The following is an 18,610-nucleotide window of genomic DNA, read 5'->3' as shown; positions in this document are numbered from 1 at the left end:
GGTAAAGTAGCACTCATGTCCGACCAGCCCGAGTCGCGTCGTGCCGCTGTGACTGGTGGGCCGAGAACCCGCGTCGCCCTGTGGTCCGTCCTTGCCGTCGTTCTGTTCCTCATCCTCGCCGTCGCTTGGGTGGGGGTGCGAGGTGTGCTCGCGAAGGGGCACCTCGAACGCGCCGTTGCAGATGTTGGCACATTGAGGTCGCAGCTGGCGGACGCGAACACGAGCGCAGCGCAGCAGACTGCGACGCGCCTGGAAGACGAGGCGTCGGCTGCGCGCTCACTTACTAGCGATCCGGTGTGGGGCGCGGCGCAGTTCGTTCCCTTCTTTGGGACGAACCTACGGGCCGTTCGGGAGATCGCCGTGATCGTGGACGATGTCGCGGAGGGCGCCGTGCGCCCGGTCGCAGGGGTGGTTGGCGGACTAGGCGTCGACTCCTTCGCTCCGAAGGACGGCAAGGTCGATTTGGCTCCACTCGTGAAGGCACAGCCAGCGGTCGCTCAGGCGGCGCAAACCCTGGCTGTAGCCGATCGCGACGCGCAGTCCATCGACACGAGCGGAACTTTGTCCCCGGTGACCTCAGCCACCGACCAGCTGCGAAATGCGGTGCAGTCGGCTTCCGTGCAGGTCGATACAGCGAACCGGGTTGTACAGCTCGCTCCGGCGATGCTCGGTAACGACGGCGGGCGCAATTACCTACTCCTGTTCCAAAACAACGCGGAATTGCGTGCCGGGGGCGGGATCCCTGGAGCCGTCGCTCTCTTGGAGGCACGAGACGGGTTTGTCAGCCTCACAGGGCTTGCGTCGAGCGCCGACTTCGAGAAGCAGGAAAGTTCTGTCTTGCCGCTCGACCCAGACACTCGAGGTCTGTATGGGGACATAACGGGCCAGTACATGCAGGACGTCAGTCTGACCCCGCGATTCGAGGTGACCGCGCAGCTTGCCCGAGAGATGTGGAAGCGGAAGTTCGGGCAGGAGGTGGACGGCGTCTTCGCAATGGACCCAGTCACGTTGAGCTATGTGCTCCGCGCGACGGGGCCGGTCCAGCTGGCGACGGGTGACACGCTCACTGCCGACAACGCCGTCCAGCTGTTGCTGAGCGACGTCTACACGAAGTACTCGGACCCCGCGGTGCAGGACGCCTTCTTCGCGTCGGCCGCGAGCGCGGTCTTCGACAAGGTGTCGAGCGGTGGCTTCGACGCGAAGCGGTTCATCGGGGCGCTGACCCAGGGGGCCGACGAGGGGCGCCTTCGTCTGTGGAGCGCGTCGGACGACGAGCAGCAGCGTCTCGACGGCACAGCGCTGGCAGGCGAACTCCCCACCGCATCGCGTGAGACCCGGCAGTTCGGCGTCTACCTGAACGACGGCACCGGGTCGAAGATGGACTACTACCTCGACAAGACCGTGTCGGTCGGATCGTCCGTCTGCCGGCAGGACGGTCGTCCGACCTCCGTGGTCCAGGTCACGCTCAAGAACACGGCTCCCGCGGATGCCGCGACCAGTCTCCCGCGCTACGTGACAGGCGGAGGCGACTTCGGGACCGAACCCGGCAAGATCAAGACGCTCGTTGCCGTTTACGCGCCGGAGAACGCCATTTACCTCGGCTCGACGCAGGACGGCAAGCAGGTCGGCGTGCAGACGGCGACGGACGGTGGGCACCCGGTCGCGCAGCTGCAGACACTGCTCGGCCCGGGGGAAAGCACGACGTTCCGGGTCGCATACCTCGGTGACGCGAAGTTCGCGAACGCCGGTGTCGAGGCGATCTCGACGCCGGGCGTCAAGCAGGGCAAGGTCGAGCCCCTGCGCTTCGAGTGCAAGGACCCGATCCCCGCGGGCTGAGCGCGAACCATACGTCCGCGCCTCGTCCACGGACCGGAGGCGACGGCGTGTCGAGCCGCGCAGCGCGGTCCGAGCTGTCCCCAGAGTGGGGGTGTTCGAGACTTTTCTGAGCACGCGGCTCAGCCAGTCACGGGTGGGGATCAATGAACGAAGGCCATTTGTGAATCTGTTACAAATTGCCTCTGAACTGGGATTTCGGTTCGACGACCGCGCCCCTCGCAGGTGGTGCAGGCGCCCCCGAGCTGTCCCTGCTGCGCACCAAGACCGGCTCGATCTCGAAAAAGTTTCGGATCTGGTGGCAACAACCTGAGGATTCCCGCTAGATTGAGGGAACTTCGCCATAGCGACCGCTTGCTCCTTCACGGCTTGCGTTTGGGGGGAGTGCCACGGGCTCTGGGTGTCAGGGTCTGCAGGATCAGATTCTTAGGGGAAACACTTCATGAAGAAGCTCATCGCAGCTGCCGTCCTCGCGGGCGCAGCGTTCATCGCCATCCCGACCGCGGCGAACGCTGCCGGCTACGCGCCGGACTCGAGCGTCTCCGTCTCGGGCAACTACGTCGCGGGCGGCACCGCCTTCGTCAGCTTCACCGACGGTGCGTTCCAGAACGGCGAGACCGTCAACGTCCAGGTGACCGGCGCCGGCGCCGTGACCCTCGGTGCGCTGCCGACCACGACGGTCTCGAAGGCCTACACGGCTTCGCCGACCGGCGCGCTCGTCGTCAAGGTCACCTTCCCGGCCGGTGCTTCGGGTACCTACAACCTGACCGCCACGGGCGCCACCTCGGGCGTCGTCGGCCTCGCCTCGTTCACCGTCGCCCCCGGCGACACCGCCGTCACGGTCGGCTCGAACGGCAACTCCGGCACCCCCGGCCAGCTCGCCTTCACCGGTGGCACCATCTCGACGCTCGGCCTCTGGGCTGCCGGCGGCGCCATCGTCCTCGGTGGTGGCCTCCTGGTTGCCCGCAAGTCGGTCCGTCGTCAGAACGACGCCGCCTGAGCACAGCTGAACTGAACGAAGCCCCCGGCACCTCGGTGCCGGGGGCTTCGTGCTGTCGTCGGTGGAGGAACGAGGCGGGTCTGGTCGGACGGATCAGATCGGACGAGTCAGGTCGGACGGGTCAGGTCGGACGGATCAGGTGACGACCAGGGCGATCGCCACGACGGCGATCACGACGAGCGGCGCGACGATCCACAGCCACCAGGGGAAGGTCGACGGCCGGCGGTAGGGGCGATGGTGCTTCCGATCGGGGTTCGGGTCCATGCGCTGACCGTAGGCCGCGCACGGGCCGAGCGGTTCGTCCGTCGTCAGATCGTCACACTGCGGCCCGCGACTGTCCGCCAGCCGCGCTCACGCGGGCCCGCCCCAGCACCACGATCCCCAGCAGGACCCCGAGCACCGCTCCGGAGGTGTTCGACAGCACGTCGTCCACCGACGCGAACCGCGCCGGCAGGAACAGCGCCTGCACCGTCTCGATCGCGCAGCTCGCCAAGAACCCTCCGAGCATGCCGACCCACCACGCGCGCGCCCCGAAGAGCAGCAGCACGAAGAACCCGAACGGCACGAAGAAGAGCACGTTCGCGGTGAACTCGACCGATCCGTAGTCGAGCCACTGCGGGGTGCCGAGCCGGTGCCCCGCGGCGATCGCGCGCGTCAGCCACGGGTGGACCCCGCGGTCGACGGGGGAGCCCGCCGTCGCCACGAGCACCACCAGGAGCGCGTAGGCGGCCGCGAGCGTCCACGCCACCCGCCTCGTGCGTCCCGACGCGTGCGCGGCGCGGTGCCGTGCGTGCCAGGCTGCGTCGAGCAGTGCCCCGATCGCGACCCCGACGAGGCCTGCGAGCACGACGGACCGGAACCGCTCGCCCGGGGCGGAGGACTGTGCCGCCACGGCGACGGCGGCCGCCAGCACGACGACGGCGCTCACCAGGGCGCGTCCCGCCACCCCGGCCGGCCGGGAGGCCCGGCTCGCCCCCGCCAGCAGCACCGGCAGCAGGGCGGTCACCAGGGTCACCGCGATCGCGGCCACGAACCCGTCGCCGAGCGTCAGCGTGCCGTGCCCGAGCGCGCGCAGCGCGCCCACGAGGTGGAGCAGCGCGGACCGGACCCGGTCCGCGAGGCCGGGGACCAGCAGGACCGCGCCCACGAGCACGACCGCAGCAACCATCCCGCTGCGCACGACCGTGGTCCTCGTCCTGGTGCTCATCGGGAACGACGCTAGCGGGCCGCGCCTCCCGTCCGGGATGGACGCGAGGGGACCTCGCGAACCCGCGGGAACCGGTTCATCCACGGAACGAGTACCCCGATCGCGCACCTGTACCCCGTTCCCGCGTCCCCCGACCCCGGAAATCCGGGGCTGTACCCCGATCCGTATGCACGAAACCCGTGAATGGACGGGCATCGCTGGCGTCGCCGGGGGACGTTCTCGTACGGTTGCACCATCACCTGATGTACCCCGGATCGCGAAGGAGAGCGACATGAGCACCACCGTCACCACCGACACCCGCGAGGTCACCCTCGACACCGACACGGTCGACGTCATCGCGATCCTCGAGGCCGAGGCAGAGCACTCCGGCCGCGCAGCACGTGCCAAGACCACGTGGACGCAGGAGGACGACGGCGAGTGGGTCGCCAACTACGGCGGCTACTTCGGCGGCAGCGTCGACAAGCGCGACGGCCGCTACGTGGCCTCGGACACCTTCGGACTCGTCGTCGGCGACTTCGCCACGCTCGAAGAAGCCCAGACGAAGCTCTCGGACCAGCTCCACGTGATGCTGCCGGCCGTGATCCGTCCGGTCGCGTAGTGCCCGACGACCATCCGGCCCTCGCGGCCAGCACCACCACGCAGACCCGCACCACCAGCACGGCCCGAACCACCAGCACCGTCCAGCACCACAGCAGCACGAGGAGCACCACCATGAGCACGAGCGTCGCCAACAGCCAGCAGGCCGAGGTGACCGTGGACACGGCGACCATCGAGGTCATCACCGGCATCGCTGCCGGCGTCGTGTCCCCCGATGCACCGGCCCGGGCGCACGTCGTCTGGTCCGAGGCCGACGCGGGGCTCTGGGCGGCGAACTACGGCGGCTACTACGGCGGCGTGATCGACCAGCAGGGCGCACACTTCTTCGTGTCCGACACCTTCGGTCAGTACGTCGGCGACTTCCGCTCGCTGCACGAGGCGCAGGACCGTCTCGCTGAGCGGCTCCACCAGCTGCTGCCGGACGTGCGCCGCACGCTCGACTGAGCCACGATCCGACCGGGAGGCCCGGGTCACCTCCGCCACACGGCGGACGTGACCCGGGCCTCCCGTCGTCGTGCGCCCATCGCGACCGTCGTCGCGGGGCGGCCAGCATGCACCCCCAGTTCGAGGAGGGTCCCCCACACTGGGGACCGGTGTTGACCCCTGGTGCACTCAGTGTCCTGCCAGGATCGGGACGACGCCAGCGACCGTCCCTCTGCACGGACCGTCACGACAGCTCGGCGTCGGCATCGTCTCGACCCGAAAGTGACTCATGCTGCCTGTGCACCAGGGCACCCGTGTGCCCGCACGCGCTCACGCGCGCCCACGACCCGGTATCCGTACCGTCGCCATGCTCGGCGTCGCCCTGCTCGGCGCCGTCGGTCTCACCCAGGCCGTGGTGGCCGACCCGGCTGCGGCTGCGTCCGGACTCCGTTGCGACCAGAACACCGTGTACGCGATCAACGGTGCGGGTGACCTCGCGTCCATCGACGTGACGAGCCACGCTTCCGAGGTCAAGGCGAGCATGAGCCCGGGCAACAACGCCCTCGGACTCGCGAAGAACGGTGTCGCCGCCTACGCGTCGTTCAACGGGACGACGCCCGCGGGCAGCGCGAACACCATCACCACGTACGACGCGGTCAACGAGCAGCGGCTCCCCGACGTCAAGAACGCCGACCCCTCCGGCGCGCGTGCGTTGCTGCGCGGCGCGGTCAACCCGGTGACGGGCCTGTACTACTACGCGGGCAACGGGGCGAGCGCCTACCTCGGCGCGTACGACCCGAACACGAAGACCCGCATCGGCCAGGTCGGCTCCCTCGGGAACCTGCAGACGGGCATGAACGGCGACATGGCCTTCAGCACCCGCGGCCTGCTGTTCGTGGTGACCGGCAACCAGGTCCGTCGCGTCGACGTCGAGACCGTGCCGACCTCCGCCGGTCGACAGGCGCTGTCGACCTCGTTGGTCGCGACGCTGCCGAGCAACCAGGCCGACGCCGGGGGCAGCCCGGGCATCGCGTTCTCGTCCGACGGCTACCTCTACGCGTCCATCGGCACCACGATGTACAAGATCAACCCGAGCTCCGGCAAGCAGGTCGACAGCTTCACCATCGGTGGGGACTTCCAGCCGTCGGACCTCGCGACCTGCAACTACGCGAACACGCTCGCCGCGCAGTCGAGCGTCGACGAGCGGTGGAACGCCGGCGACCAGTTCGGTCTCCGCGTCGACGGCGATCAGATCTCCGCGGGCAACACCGCCGACACGACGAGCACGAGTGCCGGCGCGCAGACGCCGAAGGCCGGTGCCGTACTGACGCTGCCGGACACGACCTACACGGCGACGCAGTCCGCCAAGGGGACGACGGACCTCGCGAACTACGACACGACCTGGCAGGCGGTCGAGCTGAACAGCGGTCGGACCGTTGCATCGGGAAGCGGCAACAACGCGTCCTTCGTGTTCCCGCACGCGACGACCGCGGACGGCAGCGACATCGTCGTCACCTTCGCCAACACCGTGAAGGCCACACACGTGGCGACCACCGCCGACACCGCGACCACGACCACCGGTACCGCGGTGACGAAGAGCGCCGCCGACGGTGTGCTCGCGAACGACAGCGGTACCGGCCTGAGCGTCGTCTCGAACACGCAGCCCGCACACGGTTCCGCGACGGTCCGTGCCGACGGGTCCTACACGTACACGCCGGCCGCGGGCTTCTCCGGCACCGACTCCTTCACCTACACGGCGAAGGACTCCTCCGGGCAGACCGCGACGAGCACCGTCACCGTGACGGTCCAGCCGACCGGCGCCGACGACGCCTTCTCGGTGCGCGCCGGCGGGACCGCGACTGCGGACGCGACCACGGGCCTCCTGGCCAACGACGGCGGCAGCGACCTGACCCTCACGAGCCACACCGACCCGACGCACGGCACCCTCGAGCTCGGGGAGGACGGGGCCTACCGGTACACCCCGGCCCCCGGCTTCTCGGGCACCGACTCCTTCACCTACACCGCGACCGACGGCAACGGCACCACCACGACGGCGACCGTCACCGTGACGGTGCTGCCCGCGGCCGGCGCCGACGCGATCACCGTGACCGCCGGCGGACCGACCACCGTCGGTGCCCCGGGCCTGCTCGGCAACGACCAGGGCACCGGCCTGACCGTCACCGGCTCGACCCAGCCCGCACACGGCACGGCCACCGTCGGGAAGGACGGCTCGTACACGTACACCCCGGCCGACGGGTACTCCGGCGACGACACCTTCGACTACACGGTCACCGACGGCAACGGGAAGTCCGACACCGTCACCGTGACCGTCCTCGTGCGCCCCGCAGCGGTCGACGACACGATCACGCTGCCCGCAGGCGGCACCGCCACGGCGACGACCCGCGCCGACGGCGTCCTCGGCAACGACCGCGGCACCGGCCTGACGATCCGCTCGAACACCGAGCCGACGCACGGCTCGCTGACGCTGGCACCCGACGGCACCTACACCTACGTGCCCGCGACCGGGTTCTCCGGCACCGACACGTTCACCTACCAGGCCACCGACAGCGCCGGCACGGTCGTCAGCGGCACCGTCACCGTGGTGGTCGTGCCCGTCGCGGCCGACGACCGCGCCGCGACGACGGCGAACCGTCCCGTCGCGATCGACGTGGCGGCGAACGACACCGGTACCGACCTCACGCCGAGGATCGCGACGGCTCCGGCCCACGGCACCGCGGTCGTGAACGGGGACGGCGCCGTCGAGTACACCCCGGCCCGTGACTGGTCCGGCACCGACGCCCTCTCCTACACGGTGTCCGACGGCTCCGGCCGGACGTCGCAGCCGGCGACCGTGACGATCGCGGTCTCGCCGACCGCCCGCCCGGACACCACCTCGACGACGGCCGGCACCCCGGTCACCGTCGCGGCGACGGCCATGACGAGCAACGACTCCGGTACCGGGCTCACCGTCACCGGCGTGGGCAAGGCCTCGAACGGCACGGTCGTGCTCGACGCGGACGGCAACGCCGTGTTCACCCCGGCCGACGGCTTCTCGGGTACCGGCTCGTTCTGGTACGACGTCCGTGACGCCTCGGGCCGCACCGACTCCACCTGGGTCGTCGTCGTGGTCGGACCGCAGGCCACCGCGGACTCCGCGACCGTCCCGGCGTCCACCACGCTGACCGTCCCGGTGGCGGAGGGCGTCCTGGCGAACGACCACGGCACCGGGCTGACCGCGACGATCGACGAGCAGCCGCTGCACGGCACGGTCGACCTCGCCGCCGACGGCTCCTACACGTACACGCCGACCGCGGACTGGTCGGGCTCGGACCGCTTCACCTACACGACGAAGGACGCGTCGGACACCGACGAGAAGAGCGCCGGTCTCGTGACGATCACCGTCACGCCCCGCACCGAGGACGACCGGATCCGCACCGCGGCCGACCAGCCCGTCACGGTGACCTCGGGTGACCTGACCGGCAACGACCACGGTTCCGGCCTCACCGTCACGTCGGTCGGGCAGCCCAGCGCCGGCACCGTCGTGCTGAACGCCGACGGCACCGTCACGTACACCCCGGCTCCGGGTGCCTCGGGCACGGCGACCTTCCCGTACGGGGTCACCGGCGCGAACGACGAGCAGGCCGCGGGCACCGTCACGGTGACCATCACGCCCGTGGTCGCCGCGACCGACGCCGACGCCACCGCCGACGGCACCCTCGTGGTGCCCGCAGACGAGGGCGTGCTCGAAGGCGCGACCGGCACCGGCCTGACCGTCACCGACAACACGGACCCGGGCCACGGCACCGTCGAGGTCGAGAAGGACGGCTCGTACACGTACACGCCCGAGCCGGGGTACTCCGGCAAGGACACCTTCGACGTGACGATCACCGACGGCTCCGGGAACACCACGACCGGCACCGTCACGATCACCGTCGCACCGAAGGCCGTCGACGACACCGCGACGACCACGACGGGGACCCCGATCGACGTCGCCGTGACCGAGAACGACAAGGGCACGGCGCTCCGGGTGACCGGCGTCGGCACGGCTGCGAACGGCACCGTCCGGATCTCCGACACGACCGGCACCGACGGCACGGTCGCCCACGACACCGGCGTGACCTACACGCCCGCCGACGGGTTCTCGGGCACCGACGCCGTCACCTACACGGTGACCGACGGCACCGGCTCGACCGCGACCGCCACGGTGCGCGTCACCGTCGCACCCACCGCGACCGACGACGTGCTGCAGACCACCTCCGGCACCCCGCTCGCGCTCGGCGGGACCGTGCTGACCGGGAACGACCACGGCACCGGGCTGACGGTCACGGACCACTCCGCTCCGCGCCACGGCACGGTGACCACCGCGGCCGACGGCTCGCTCGTCTACACGCCGACGACGGGCTGGTCCGGCACGGACACGTTCACGTACACCGTGACCGACGCCTCCGGGCAGACCGCGACCGCCACGGTCACGGTCCTGGTCGGCAACGTCGCGACGGCCGACCACGGCACCACCACCACGAACGGCACGCTGCGGGTGTCCGCGGCCTCGGGCGTCCTGACCGACGACTCCGGCGCGGGGCTCTGGGCGAAGATCGACCGGCAGCCGGAGCACGGCACGGTCGAGCTCCACAAGGACGGCTCGTACGTGTACACGCCGGCTGCCGGCTTCTCGGGCACCGACACCTTCACGTACACCGCGGTGGACGCCGAGGGCTCGACGTCGACCGGCCTCGTGACGATCACCGTCACGCCGGTCGCGACCGACGACCGCACCAGCACCGCCGCCGGCACCCCGGTGACGGCGGTCGACCCGGGCGTGCTCGGCAACGACCACGGCTCGGCCCTGCGGGTCGTGTCCGCGGGGACGGCGCGGCACGGAACGGTCCGCATCGCCGGCGCAGGGACCTTCGTCTACACGCCGGACCAGGGCTTCTCGGGTGTGGACTCGGTCACGTACCGCGACCACGACCTGGAGGGCCAGGCCGCGGACGCCACCGTGTGGATCACCGTCGGGATCGACGCCGTCGACGACAGTGCACGGACCGTCGCGGGCACCCCGGTCGCCCGTGACGCCCGGCACGGCCTGCTCGGCAACGACCGGGGGACCGGCCTGACCGCCGCCCTCGACCGGAAGCCCGCGCACGGCACCGTCTCGGTGCAGCGCGACGGCTCGTACCTGTACGAGGCCGCGGACGGCTTCACCGGCACGGACCGGTTCACCTACACGGTGACCGACGCCTCCGGGCAGACGACGACGGCCACCGCGGTCATGACGGTCGTCGCGGCCGCCACCGCCACGGACGACTCGGCTGTCGGTGCCGTGGGCCACCCGGCCAGCCTCCGTCCGACGGACAACGACCACGCCAGCGGCGGAGCGCACTTCGTGGCGACGACGCTGCACCTGGTCGACCCGGCCACCGGCGCACCGACCGACCGGGTCGTCGTGCAGGGCATGGGCACCTGGCAGGTCGACCGTGGGCAGGTCGTGTTCACCCCCGAGCACGGCTGGGCAGCGCGCACCTCGATCGACTACACGGTGCTGGACAGCGCCGCACAGCTGGTCCGCGCGACCATCGAGGTGTCCTACCCGACCGGGATCGCAGCGGTCGCGCACGTCGCGAAGCTCGCCTTCACCGGCACCACGGGACTCGTCGGACTCGGCCTGGCCGCGGTCGCGATGGTCCTGGCCGGGGCGTTCCTCGTGGTCCGCCGCCGAGGTGACGGCGCCGCCGTCGTGACGGGGACGCGCCGCCGCAGCGGGTCCTGACGACCGCACCCCACCACCGGACGGGAGGCCCGGACCACGTCAGCCGACAGGCGCACGTGATCCGGGCCTCCCGTCCGTCGTCCGTGGTCGCGACCCGACGTCGGGTCGCCGTGCCCTCGGGGGTCAGTGGACGGGCCCGTGGCGCGCAGCGCTCACCTGATGGGTGCGATGAGCTGCGGGCCGTCGTTCCGCACGCTGTTCACCGCGCGGGAGACCTCGTACTGCTCGAGCCCGGCCGCGACCGCGAGCGACTCGTGGTCGAGCAGTGCGAGCAGGTCGTCGGAGCCGAGGTCGCCGTCGAGCCAGTCGTCGTAGCCGTCCGGGGTGAGGAACGCCGGCATCCGGTCGTGGACCTCGCCGGGCGCGACGTGCGCGTCGCGGGTGATGATCGCGAGCGACAGCCGCCACTTGTCCGGGTCGTCCTCGGGCTTCGTCGGGTCCGGCCAGGCGCTCACGATGCCCGCCATCGCCAGTGCGCCGTCGGGCTCGTGCACGAAGTGGGGCTCCTTGCCGTCCTCGCGCACGACCCACTCGTAGTACCCGAGCGCGGGGACGATGCACCGGTTCGTGGCGAACGCGCGCTTGAACATGCCGCTCGTCGCGACCGTCTCGATGCGGGCGTTGATCGGCTTCGGCCGCTGCTTCCGGAAGTCCTTCGCCCAGCTCGGAACGAAGCCCCAGCTGATCTGCGGGAGCTCGCGCTGCCCGTGGCGCTGCCGGACGGCGTACACGGGGTCGGTCGGCGCGACGTTCCAGCTCGGGGCGAGGCCGGCGTGCACCTCGCCGGTGTCCTCGTCGACGTGCTCGGTGCGCGCCGCGAGCTCACCCACGAGCTCGGGCAGCAGATCAGCCGTGGTGTCGGAGACGACGAACCTTCCACACATGCGCCCAGTGTGCCCGCCGCGGCCGACAGTGGTGCGGGCGCGCAGCCGTCACTCGCCGGGCAGGCGGACCTTCGACCCGTGGGGGTGCCGGCGCCGGAGCGGACGGTGCCCCGGCGTGGTTGGTGCCGCCTCGAGCGCCGCGAGGCGGGCACGTTCGGCGAGTCCGAGCCGCGCCACCATGTCCGGGAGTGTGAGGAGGTACACGAAGGGCCACAGGATCACGAAGACCTCGACCTGTCCGGAGACGAGCGCCGTGATCCCGCCGGAGGCCGCCCCCACCAGGAGCGGCCCGAGCCGCGAGAGCCGTCGCACGAGTCCACGCTGCAACAGCGGCACGTCGATCAGGACGGCCTCGCGGTCCTCGGGCGCGATCGGCTGCGCTCGCCGGCCGATGTAGGGCTGCACCGACCACCGGACGGACAGCTGCCAGTCGGGTCGCACCTGTCGCCCGTTGATCCGGAGCTCGGGACCGATGTCGCGAGCCGTCGGGAAGCAGGAGTACGCCACCGCGAGGACTCCGAGCGTCGCGAAGGTGATCGCGACGACCGGGCGGAGGACACCGGGGCCCACCCAGGCCCACGCCCACTCCGTCGCGACGAACACGACGAGGGCGACCGCGGCGACGGCTCCCGCGGACCACAGGGCACGACGGGCCCGCGCCGGGTCGACGACCTCCCAGAGACGCCCGCGCAAGACCTGCCAACCGAGCCGGTACACGGACCCCTTCTACGCCGCGAGGCTGCGAGGACCGGCCGCTGCTAGCGTGCCCGGGTGGACGACGAACAGCGCTGCCCCTGCCTGAGCGGCAACCCCTACGGCGAGTGCTGCGGGCCCCTGCACGCCGGTGCCGCCGCACCGACCGCCGAGCGGCTCATGCGCTCCCGGTTCACCGCGTTCGCCCTCGGGCTGCCGGAGTACCTGCTGCTCACCTGGCACCCGCGCACCCGGCCGGACGAGCTGACGCTCGACCCGTCGCAGTGCTGGACGCGCCTGGACATCGTGTCGACCCGGTCGGGAGGCCCGTTCGACTCCGCCGGGCAGGTCGCCTTCCGCGCGTGGTGGCGCACCGACGACGACCGCGGGACGCTCGAGGAGACGAGCGAGTTCGTGCGGGAGCAGGGGCGGTGGTTCTACGTCGACGGTGTGGTCGCCTGAACCGTGGTTCACCGTCGACGGCGTGGTCGCCTGAGCGGTGGTGCCCGGGCGCTGATCGTCAGGTGGTGATGGTCGCCGGCAGTCCGACCGCGAGCCGCATCGCCCGTCGGACCGCGGCCTCGTCCGGCAGCAGCTCGGTGTCGTCGCCGGACACGAAGAACCGGATCTGCCCGATCGCCTGCTCCGTCAGCATGTCGAGCCCGTTGAGCACCCGGCCCCCTGCAGCGGCCCAGCGTCCGGCCGCGGCGGTCGGCCAGGGCTCGTAGGCGACGTCGAACAGCACCGCGTCCGGCCCGGAGGGCAGCAGCTCGAGCGGGTCGGCCGCGCCGCCGGGCAGCGTCGACACGAGGAACCCGTGCCGCGTCCCCGGCAGCGAGTCGATCGGCAGCACCTCGGGCGTCACCCCGAGGCGCACCGCCAGGTCCACGAGGGAGCCGGCCTTCGCGGTGTCGCGGAGGAAGAGCCGCACGTCGACCGCGCCGAGCCGCACCGCAGCCGCGAGGGCGCTCGCCGCAGTGGCCCCACCGCCGACGATCGTTGCCTCGCCCGGCAGGTGCCCGAGTGCCTCCACCGGTCGGACGATGCCCTCGACGTCGGTGTTCGCGCCGGCCAGGACGACGCGGTCGCCCTCCTGCCGGAAGGCCACCGTGTTCGCGACCCCGAGCTCGTCGACGAGCGGGGTGGTTCGGTCGAGCATCGGCAGGACGTCCCGCTTGAGCGGCATGGTCAGGCTGAGCCCGCGCCAGTCGGGACCCAGCCCCGCGACGAACGCGTCGAGCCCGCCGGAGGCGACCTCGTGCCTCCCGTACGTGAACGGCAGCCCGAGCACGTCGTAGGCCGCCGCGTGCAGCGTGGGGGAGAGCGAGTGCGCGATGGGGGAGCCCAGCACGGCCAGCCGGGTCCGGTCGGGGTCGGTGAACTCCACGTCCGGAGCCTAGCCGCTCAGCGCCCTCGACTGGGGTGCTTAGGGTAGCCTTACCTGTGTGATCCGAACCTCCCCCTCAGCGCGCCGCGTCCGCCGCGTGCTCGCGGCCGCCGGCGCCGTCGTCGCCGCGTCCCTCGTCCTCGCCGGGTGCACCTCCGGCTCCTCGTCGCCCGCCGCGTCCGACGGTGCCTCGGGCTCGGGCGGCGCGTTCCCCGTCTCGATCCAGACCGCACTCGGCACGACCGAGATCCCCTCGCAGCCGAAGCGCGTCGTCGCCCTCGGCTGGGGTGACGCGGAGACGGCGCTCGAACTCGGCGTGCAGCCCGTCGGCGCCAGCGACTGGCTCGCCTTCGGTGGCGACGGCGTCGGGCCGTGGCTCAAGGACGCGTACACGAAGAAGCCGACGATCATCCAGACGCTCGAGCCCAGCTACGAGCAGATCCTCAAGCTCAAGCCGGACCTCATCCTCGACACGAAGAGCTCGGGCGACAAGGACCGCTACGCGAAGCTCTCGGCGATCGCGCCGACCGTCGCGGTGCCGAAGGGCGGCGCGAACTACCTCACCACCACCGAGCAGCAGGTCGACCTCGTGTCGCGTGCACTCGGCAAGGAGTCCGAGGGCAAGAAGCTGCTGACCGACCTCGACGACGCGTACGCCGCGGCGCGGAAGGCGCACCCCGAGTTCGACGGCAAGACCGCCGTCGTCGGTTCGTACACGGCGGACGGCTTCGGCGCGTACGCCTCGAAGGACAGCCGCTCCACCTTCATGCAGCAGCTCGGCTTCACCATCCCGAAGGCCGTCGACCAGCAGGCCGGCGACGCGTTCTCGGTGAGCCTGTCCGAGGAGAACCTCGACCTGCTCGACGCCGACCTGACCGTCGTCCTGCCGATCTACGTCGACGCGTCGAAGGCCGAGTCCGACCCGCTGTTCCAGAAGGTGCCGTCGGTCGAGGCCGGGCACTCCATCGTCGTCGACGACGCGGACGTGTCGAACGCGTTCTCGCTCGGCACCACCGCCGCCATCGAGTGGGCGCTGGACCGGCTGCCGGACGAGTTCGCGAAGAAGGTCGGCTGACCGACCGCCACAGGGGGAGTGCGGGAGACGCCGGGTCGCGAGTCGCGACCCGGCGTCTCCCGTTGCGTGCGGGTGTGGCGACCGGCGGCGACGGATGGTGCGCGGTCGCCGGACGGGAGGCACGGTGCGCGCCGGCACCGTGCCTCCCGTCCGACGTCTGGTGCCGTTCCGCGCGTGGGCGGCCGTTCCGCTCGTCGGGGGCTGTTCCGCGCGTGGGAGGCGGTTCCGCTCGTCGGGGGCTGTTCCGCGGGTGGGAGGCAGGTCCTTCCTGCTTCCCTCGCGCGGATCGGTCTCCGATCGCGCGCGTGATGGGCTCGAACGCCGCGCTTCGGGAGGCGGCGGCGGGGCTACGCGGCGGTGAAGGTGGAGCCGATGAAGGCGAAGAGCAGGGCGATGAGCGGCAGCGAGCCCTGCACGAACGCCGAGTTCAGGTACCGGCGACCCGTCCCGGCCAGGACGACCGCGGCGCCGAGCATGCTCGCGCTCGAGAACACCACGAGGGTCCACCCCGTCGCACCGCTGCCGGTGACGACCAGCACGACGCCGAGGATCGCGCCGATGGCGAGGAACAGGTTGTAGAAGCCCTGGTTGAACGCGAGGGAGCGGGTGGCCTGTGCCTCGGACTCCGAGGCGATGCCGAACACGCGACGCACGCGAGGACTCGTCCATGCGACGGACTCGAGGAAGAAGATGTACACGTGCACGAGGCCCGCGAGGACCGCACACACGCCCGAGATCACGAGCAGGACCGACATGACCTCCATTCTCGCAGCCCCGGAGCAGTGCTCGTGTCCGCCCGTCACACCAGCCCGCTCGGCGGAGGGCCGCCGGTAGGCTCGGGCCATGAGTGCCGACGAGTCCACACCCGTCCACGACGATGCGGTCGCCGAGCTGGCGAGCATCCGGCAGAGCATCGACAACATCGACGCCGCCGTGATCCACATGCTCGCCGAGCGCTTCAAGTACACCCAGCGGGTCGGTTACCTGAAGGCCGAGGCGGGCATGCCGGCCGCCGACCCGGGCCGGGAGCAGGTGCAGGTCGCGCGGCTCCGACAGCTGGCCGCCGAGTCGCACCTCGACCCCGCCTTCGCGGAGAAGTTCCTGAACTTCATCGTCGCAGAGGTCATCCACCACCACGAGCGCATCGCCGGCGGCGAGCGGTGAGCGGGCCTGCTGCCGGGATCCCGGCCGACGGCTTCCCGCAGGATCTCGCCGACCTGCACCTGCTCGTCGGGTCGTACACGGCGACGGGTGGTGGGAACGCGACCGGCATCTCGGTCGTGCACGGGACCACCGCCTCCACCGTCGCCGTGATGGACGACCCCTCGTTCCTCGCGCTCTCCGGCGACCGGGTCTATGCCGTGTCCGAGACCGCGGACGGTCGCGTCTCGGCCTTCCGGTACGCCGGTGGTGCGCTCGAGCACCGGTGGGATGCCGATGCCGGTGGTGACGCACCCTGCCACGTGCGGGTCGACCCCTCCGGCGCGCTCGTCGTCACGAACTACGTCTCCGGCACCGTGACCGCGGTGTCGCTCGAGGCCGCTGAGTCGCACGCCGCCTCGGTGACCGCGAGCGACGGTGTCGTCGGGACCCACGGCAGCGCGGACCGGGTCGTCGTCCCCGAGTCGGCGCTCGTCACCGGCGTGCTGCCCGACGTCGAGGGGCCCGTCGAGGACCGGCAGGAGGGGCCGCACGCCCACCAGTCGATCGCGACGCGCGACGGCACCGTGCTCGTCGCGGACCTCGGCGGCGACGCACTCCACGAGTTCCGGGTGACGGCTGACCCCGCGATCGACCTCGTGCGCGTGCACCACCTCGAGCCCGGGGTCGGGCCGCGGCACATGGCGTGGCTCGGAACCGGGGCGGGTTCGGATCTCGTCGTCGCGGGTGAGCTCGACGGACGCGTGTACCGCCTGCGCCGCGACGAGGCCGGGACGCTCCGGCCGATCGCGTCGGCGCCGGTGTTCGAGGGCGCGGTGGGGGAGTCGCTCCTCAGCCACGTCGAGGTCGACCGGGCCGGACGGGTCGTCGTCGCGGTCCGAGGCCGGGACCTGATCGTGGTGCTCGACACCGCGGACGACGGGCTGACCGTCGTCGGGTCGGCGTCGTGCGGCGGCGTCTGGCCGCGGCACTTCGCGCAGGTGCCCGGGTACCTGCTGGTGGCCAACCAGATGTCCGACGCGATCGCCGTGCTGCCCGTGGGGTCGGACGGGGTGCCGGGTGAGGCCGTGGCGCAGATCGCCGTCGGGTCGCCGGCGTGCATCGTGCCGGTGCCGGCGCGGTCGTGACCGAGGTCGGGGCCGGGGCCGGGGCCGGCGCTGGTGCCGGGGCCGGGGATGGCGCTGGGGTGCCCGTGCCCGTGGCCGGGGCCGGTGCGTCGGGCGTGCTCGCCGACGGGTACCGCCTGGTGGTCGGGCCGCCGCCGCTGGACGACTACCTGCGCCTGCGACGGGACTCCGGTCTGTCACCGAAGGACGCTGCGCAGGGTGCCGGGGCGATCGCGGGGAGCTGGTCGGCCGTGCACGTCGTCGACACCGACGGGGTCCCCGTCGCCATGGGCCGCACGATCGGGGACGGCGGGTGGTACTTCCACATCGCCGACATCGCCACCGATCCGGACCACCAGCGCCGGGGGCTCGGGAGGGTCGTCGTCGAGTGGCTCGTGGCGGACATCCGGTCCCGCGCGCCGGAAGGCGCCTACATCACGCTCGTCGGGGACCCGCCCGGTCAGCGGCTCTACCGTTCGCTCGGGTTCGAGGACGTCGCGCCGAGCCTCGGGATGGCGCTGCCGCTGCGCTGAGGGAGCCGGGCGTCAGCCGTGGACGACGTTGGCGAAGGGCCGGCCCGCTGCCAGCGCGGACACCTGGCGTCGCACGAGCTCGAGGGTCCGCGGCACGCTGAGGTCCGTGTTCCCACCGACGTGGGGCGTCAGCACCGTGTTCGGCGTCGTCCAGAGCGGGTGCCCGGCCGGGAGCGGCTCCGGGTCGGTCACGTCGAGCGCTGCCGACAGTCGTCCGCGCTGGAGCTCCGCCACCAGGGCATCGGTGTCGACGACCCGTCCGCGGGCGACGTTCACCACGAGGGCGCCGTCGGGCAGCGCAGCGAGCAGGGCTTGGTCGACGAGGTGTTCGGTCTCGTCGGTCAGCGGGGTGATGAGCACGAGGACGTCCGTCCGGGCCGCGAGCTCCGGGAGCTCCCCGAACGCGTGCACGTGCCGACCGTCCTGCTCCCGTGCAGTGCGCGCCACGACGGTGACGTCGCACCGCATCGCCTCGAACCGCGTGGCGATCGCAGCGCCGATCGCCCCGTGGCCGACCACCGTGACCCGACGATCGGCGAGCGAGCGGGTGGTGCGGACGTCCCACACCCCTGCGGCGCGGTCGGCCTGGAACGCGTGGATCTCGCGGAGCGAGGTCAGCGCCAGACCGACCGCGAGCTCGGCCGTCTCGTCGTCGTGGATGCCGCGGCCGTTCGCGACCTGCGCGTGTGCCGGGGCGTGCGGCAGCGCGTGCTCGTACCCGGCACTCGGCAGCTGCAGGAGTCGCAGGTTCGGCAGGTCGTGCACGAACTGCCACCGGTGACGACCCGCGAAGTAGAACGGCAGCAGCGTGAGCGCGACGTCCTCGGGGCGGTCGTACGGGCCTTCGACGTCCCACACGTCGAGCTCGACGCCGTCCGGCACGGGGCCGAACCGGTCGACGAGCTCGACGAAGGGCAGGGTGACGATCGGCATGCGGTCGC

17 protein-coding genes are annotated in these 18,610 nt (G+C 71.7%); 10 read left to right on the top strand and 7 right to left on the bottom strand.

Annotated features, from left to right (window positions below; all coding sequences use genetic code 11):
- Window positions 1-15: 15 nt before the first annotated feature.
- Window positions 16-1,836 carry a DUF4012 domain-containing protein gene (locus JOD95_RS06740; RefSeq protein WP_209684063.1) on the top strand — a complete coding sequence of 607 codons (1,821 nt, stop codon included), beginning with the start codon at window positions 16-18 and terminating at the stop codon, window positions 1,834-1,836.
- A 439-nt stretch (window positions 1,837-2,275) separates the two neighbouring features.
- Entirely contained in the window at window positions 2,276-2,833 is a 558-nt protein-coding gene (locus JOD95_RS06735; RefSeq protein ID WP_209684062.1) for a hypothetical protein, read from the top strand.
- A gap of 135 nt (window positions 2,834-2,968) precedes the next feature.
- On the opposite strand, the gene JOD95_RS16645 is transcribed toward JOD95_RS06735, so the two are convergent.
- On the bottom strand, window positions 2,969-3,097 hold the full coding sequence (locus tag JOD95_RS16645; protein ID WP_268746769.1) for a hypothetical protein: 129 nt from the start codon (window positions 3,095-3,097) through the stop codon (window positions 2,969-2,971).
- 52 nt (window positions 3,098-3,149) lie between these two features.
- On the bottom strand, window positions 3,150-4,040 hold the full coding sequence (locus tag JOD95_RS06730; protein WP_209684061.1) for a VanZ family protein: 891 nt from the start codon (window positions 4,038-4,040) through the stop codon (window positions 3,150-3,152).
- A 271-nt stretch (window positions 4,041-4,311) separates the two neighbouring features.
- Here JOD95_RS06730 and JOD95_RS06725 point away from each other — a divergent pair, with 271 nt between their 5' ends.
- The 3 genes from JOD95_RS06725 (at window position 4,312) to JOD95_RS06715 (ending at window position 10,830) form a co-directional block, all read left to right on the top strand.
- A complete protein-coding gene (locus tag JOD95_RS06725; protein WP_209684059.1) occupies window positions 4,312-4,638 on the top strand; it encodes a hypothetical protein in 327 nt (108 codons plus the stop codon).
- A 113-nt stretch (window positions 4,639-4,751) separates the two neighbouring features.
- A complete protein-coding gene (locus tag JOD95_RS06720) occupies window positions 4,752-5,081 on the top strand; it encodes a hypothetical protein (protein ID WP_209684057.1) in 330 nt (109 codons plus the stop codon).
- Window positions 5,082-5,427: 346 nt separating this feature from the next.
- Entirely contained in the window at window positions 5,428-10,830 is a 5,403-nt protein-coding gene (locus JOD95_RS06715) for an Ig-like domain-containing protein (RefSeq protein WP_209684055.1), read from the top strand.
- 152 nt (window positions 10,831-10,982) lie between these two features.
- Here the strand turns inward: JOD95_RS06715 and JOD95_RS06710 are convergent, their stop codons facing one another.
- Window positions 10,983-11,714 carry an SOS response-associated peptidase gene (locus JOD95_RS06710; protein ID WP_209684053.1) on the bottom strand — a complete coding sequence of 244 codons (732 nt, stop codon included), beginning with the start codon at window positions 11,712-11,714 and terminating at the stop codon, window positions 10,983-10,985.
- Between the two features lie 48 nt (window positions 11,715-11,762).
- Window positions 11,763-12,431, bottom strand: a complete 669-nt coding sequence (locus JOD95_RS06705) for a hypothetical protein (RefSeq protein WP_209684051.1) — start codon at window positions 12,429-12,431, stop codon at window positions 11,763-11,765.
- Between the two features lie 54 nt (window positions 12,432-12,485).
- Between JOD95_RS06705 and JOD95_RS06700 the strand changes: the two genes are divergently transcribed.
- Window positions 12,486-12,869 carry a YchJ family metal-binding protein gene (locus tag JOD95_RS06700; protein ID WP_209684049.1) on the top strand — a complete coding sequence of 128 codons (384 nt, stop codon included), beginning with the start codon at window positions 12,486-12,488 and terminating at the stop codon, window positions 12,867-12,869.
- Window positions 12,870-12,927: 58 nt separating this feature from the next.
- On the opposite strand, the gene JOD95_RS06695 is transcribed toward JOD95_RS06700, so the two are convergent.
- Entirely contained in the window at window positions 12,928-13,794 is an 867-nt protein-coding gene (locus JOD95_RS06695) for a shikimate dehydrogenase (protein WP_209684047.1), read from the bottom strand.
- A 58-nt stretch (window positions 13,795-13,852) separates the two neighbouring features.
- Between JOD95_RS06695 and JOD95_RS06690 the strand changes: the two genes are divergently transcribed.
- Window positions 13,853-14,869 (top strand): iron-siderophore ABC transporter substrate-binding protein, encoded by a 1,017-nt coding sequence (locus JOD95_RS06690; protein ID WP_066652111.1) that lies wholly within the window; start codon window positions 13,853-13,855, stop codon window positions 14,867-14,869.
- 347 nt (window positions 14,870-15,216) lie between these two features.
- Here the strand turns inward: JOD95_RS06690 and JOD95_RS06685 are convergent, their stop codons facing one another.
- Window positions 15,217-15,624 carry a DUF1304 domain-containing protein gene (locus JOD95_RS06685; RefSeq protein WP_200884129.1) on the bottom strand — a complete coding sequence of 136 codons (408 nt, stop codon included), beginning with the start codon at window positions 15,622-15,624 and terminating at the stop codon, window positions 15,217-15,219.
- An 88-nt stretch (window positions 15,625-15,712) separates the two neighbouring features.
- Between JOD95_RS06685 and JOD95_RS06680 the strand changes: the two genes are divergently transcribed.
- The 3 genes from JOD95_RS06680 to JOD95_RS06670 are packed head-to-tail and all read left to right on the top strand — an operon-like array spanning window position 15,713 to window position 17,669.
- On the top strand, window positions 15,713-16,033 hold the full coding sequence (locus JOD95_RS06680) for a chorismate mutase (RefSeq protein WP_066652113.1): 321 nt from the start codon (window positions 15,713-15,715) through the stop codon (window positions 16,031-16,033).
- Window positions 16,030-17,157, top strand: a complete 1,128-nt coding sequence (locus JOD95_RS06675) for a beta-propeller fold lactonase family protein (RefSeq protein ID WP_209684045.1) — start codon at window positions 16,030-16,032, stop codon at window positions 17,155-17,157. Before JOD95_RS06680 ends, JOD95_RS06675 begins: the two co-directional genes overlap by 4 nt.
- Window positions 17,158-17,216: 59 nt before the next feature.
- The gene (locus JOD95_RS06670) at window positions 17,217-17,669 is read left to right on the top strand and encodes a GNAT family N-acetyltransferase (RefSeq protein WP_251160442.1); all 453 of its coding nucleotides are present in this window, start codon (window positions 17,217-17,219) and stop codon (window positions 17,667-17,669) included.
- Window positions 17,670-17,681: 12 nt separating this feature from the next.
- On the opposite strand, the gene JOD95_RS06665 is transcribed toward JOD95_RS06670, so the two are convergent.
- Window positions 17,682-18,602: a 2-hydroxyacid dehydrogenase gene (locus JOD95_RS06665; protein WP_209684043.1), complete on the bottom strand. Its 921-nt coding sequence runs from the start codon at window positions 18,600-18,602 to the stop codon at window positions 17,682-17,684.
- Between the last annotated feature and the right edge of the window lie 8 nt (window positions 18,603-18,610).

Origin of the sequence: Curtobacterium sp. 1310 (assembly GCF_017834105.1) — a bacterium.
Lineage (GTDB): Bacteria > Actinomycetota > Actinomycetes > Actinomycetales > Microbacteriaceae > Curtobacterium.
The sequence above is the reverse complement of the archived record's forward strand: the minus strand, read 5'-3'. Positions and strand labels throughout refer to the sequence as shown.

Coding starts and splice junctions, on each gene's coding strand:
- JOD95_RS06735 (WP_209684062.1), top strand. CDS start 2,276: ATGAAGAAGCTCATCGCAGCTGCCGTCCTCGCGGGCGCAGCGTTCATC.
- JOD95_RS06680 (WP_066652113.1), top strand. CDS start 15,713: ATGAGTGCCGACGAGTCCACACCCGTCCACGACGATGCGGTCGCCGAG.
- JOD95_RS06685 (WP_200884129.1), bottom strand. CDS start 15,624: ATGTCGGTCCTGCTCGTGATCTCGGGCGTGTGTGCGGTCCTCGCGGGC.
- JOD95_RS16645 (WP_268746769.1), bottom strand. CDS start 3,097: ATGGACCCGAACCCCGATCGGAAGCACCATCGCCCCTACCGCCGGCCG.
- JOD95_RS06725 (WP_209684059.1), top strand. CDS start 4,312: ATGAGCACCACCGTCACCACCGACACCCGCGAGGTCACCCTCGACACC.
- JOD95_RS06720 (WP_209684057.1), top strand. CDS start 4,752: ATGAGCACGAGCGTCGCCAACAGCCAGCAGGCCGAGGTGACCGTGGAC.
- JOD95_RS06740 (WP_209684063.1), top strand. CDS start 16: ATGTCCGACCAGCCCGAGTCGCGTCGTGCCGCTGTGACTGGTGGGCCG.
- JOD95_RS06730 (WP_209684061.1), bottom strand. CDS start 4,040: ATGAGCACCAGGACGAGGACCACGGTCGTGCGCAGCGGGATGGTTGCT.
- JOD95_RS06715 (WP_209684055.1), top strand. CDS start 5,428: ATGCTCGGCGTCGCCCTGCTCGGCGCCGTCGGTCTCACCCAGGCCGTG.
- JOD95_RS06710 (WP_209684053.1), bottom strand. CDS start 11,714: ATGTGTGGAAGGTTCGTCGTCTCCGACACCACGGCTGATCTGCTGCCC.
- JOD95_RS06665 (WP_209684043.1), bottom strand. CDS start 18,602: ATGCCGATCGTCACCCTGCCCTTCGTCGAGCTCGTCGACCGGTTCGGC.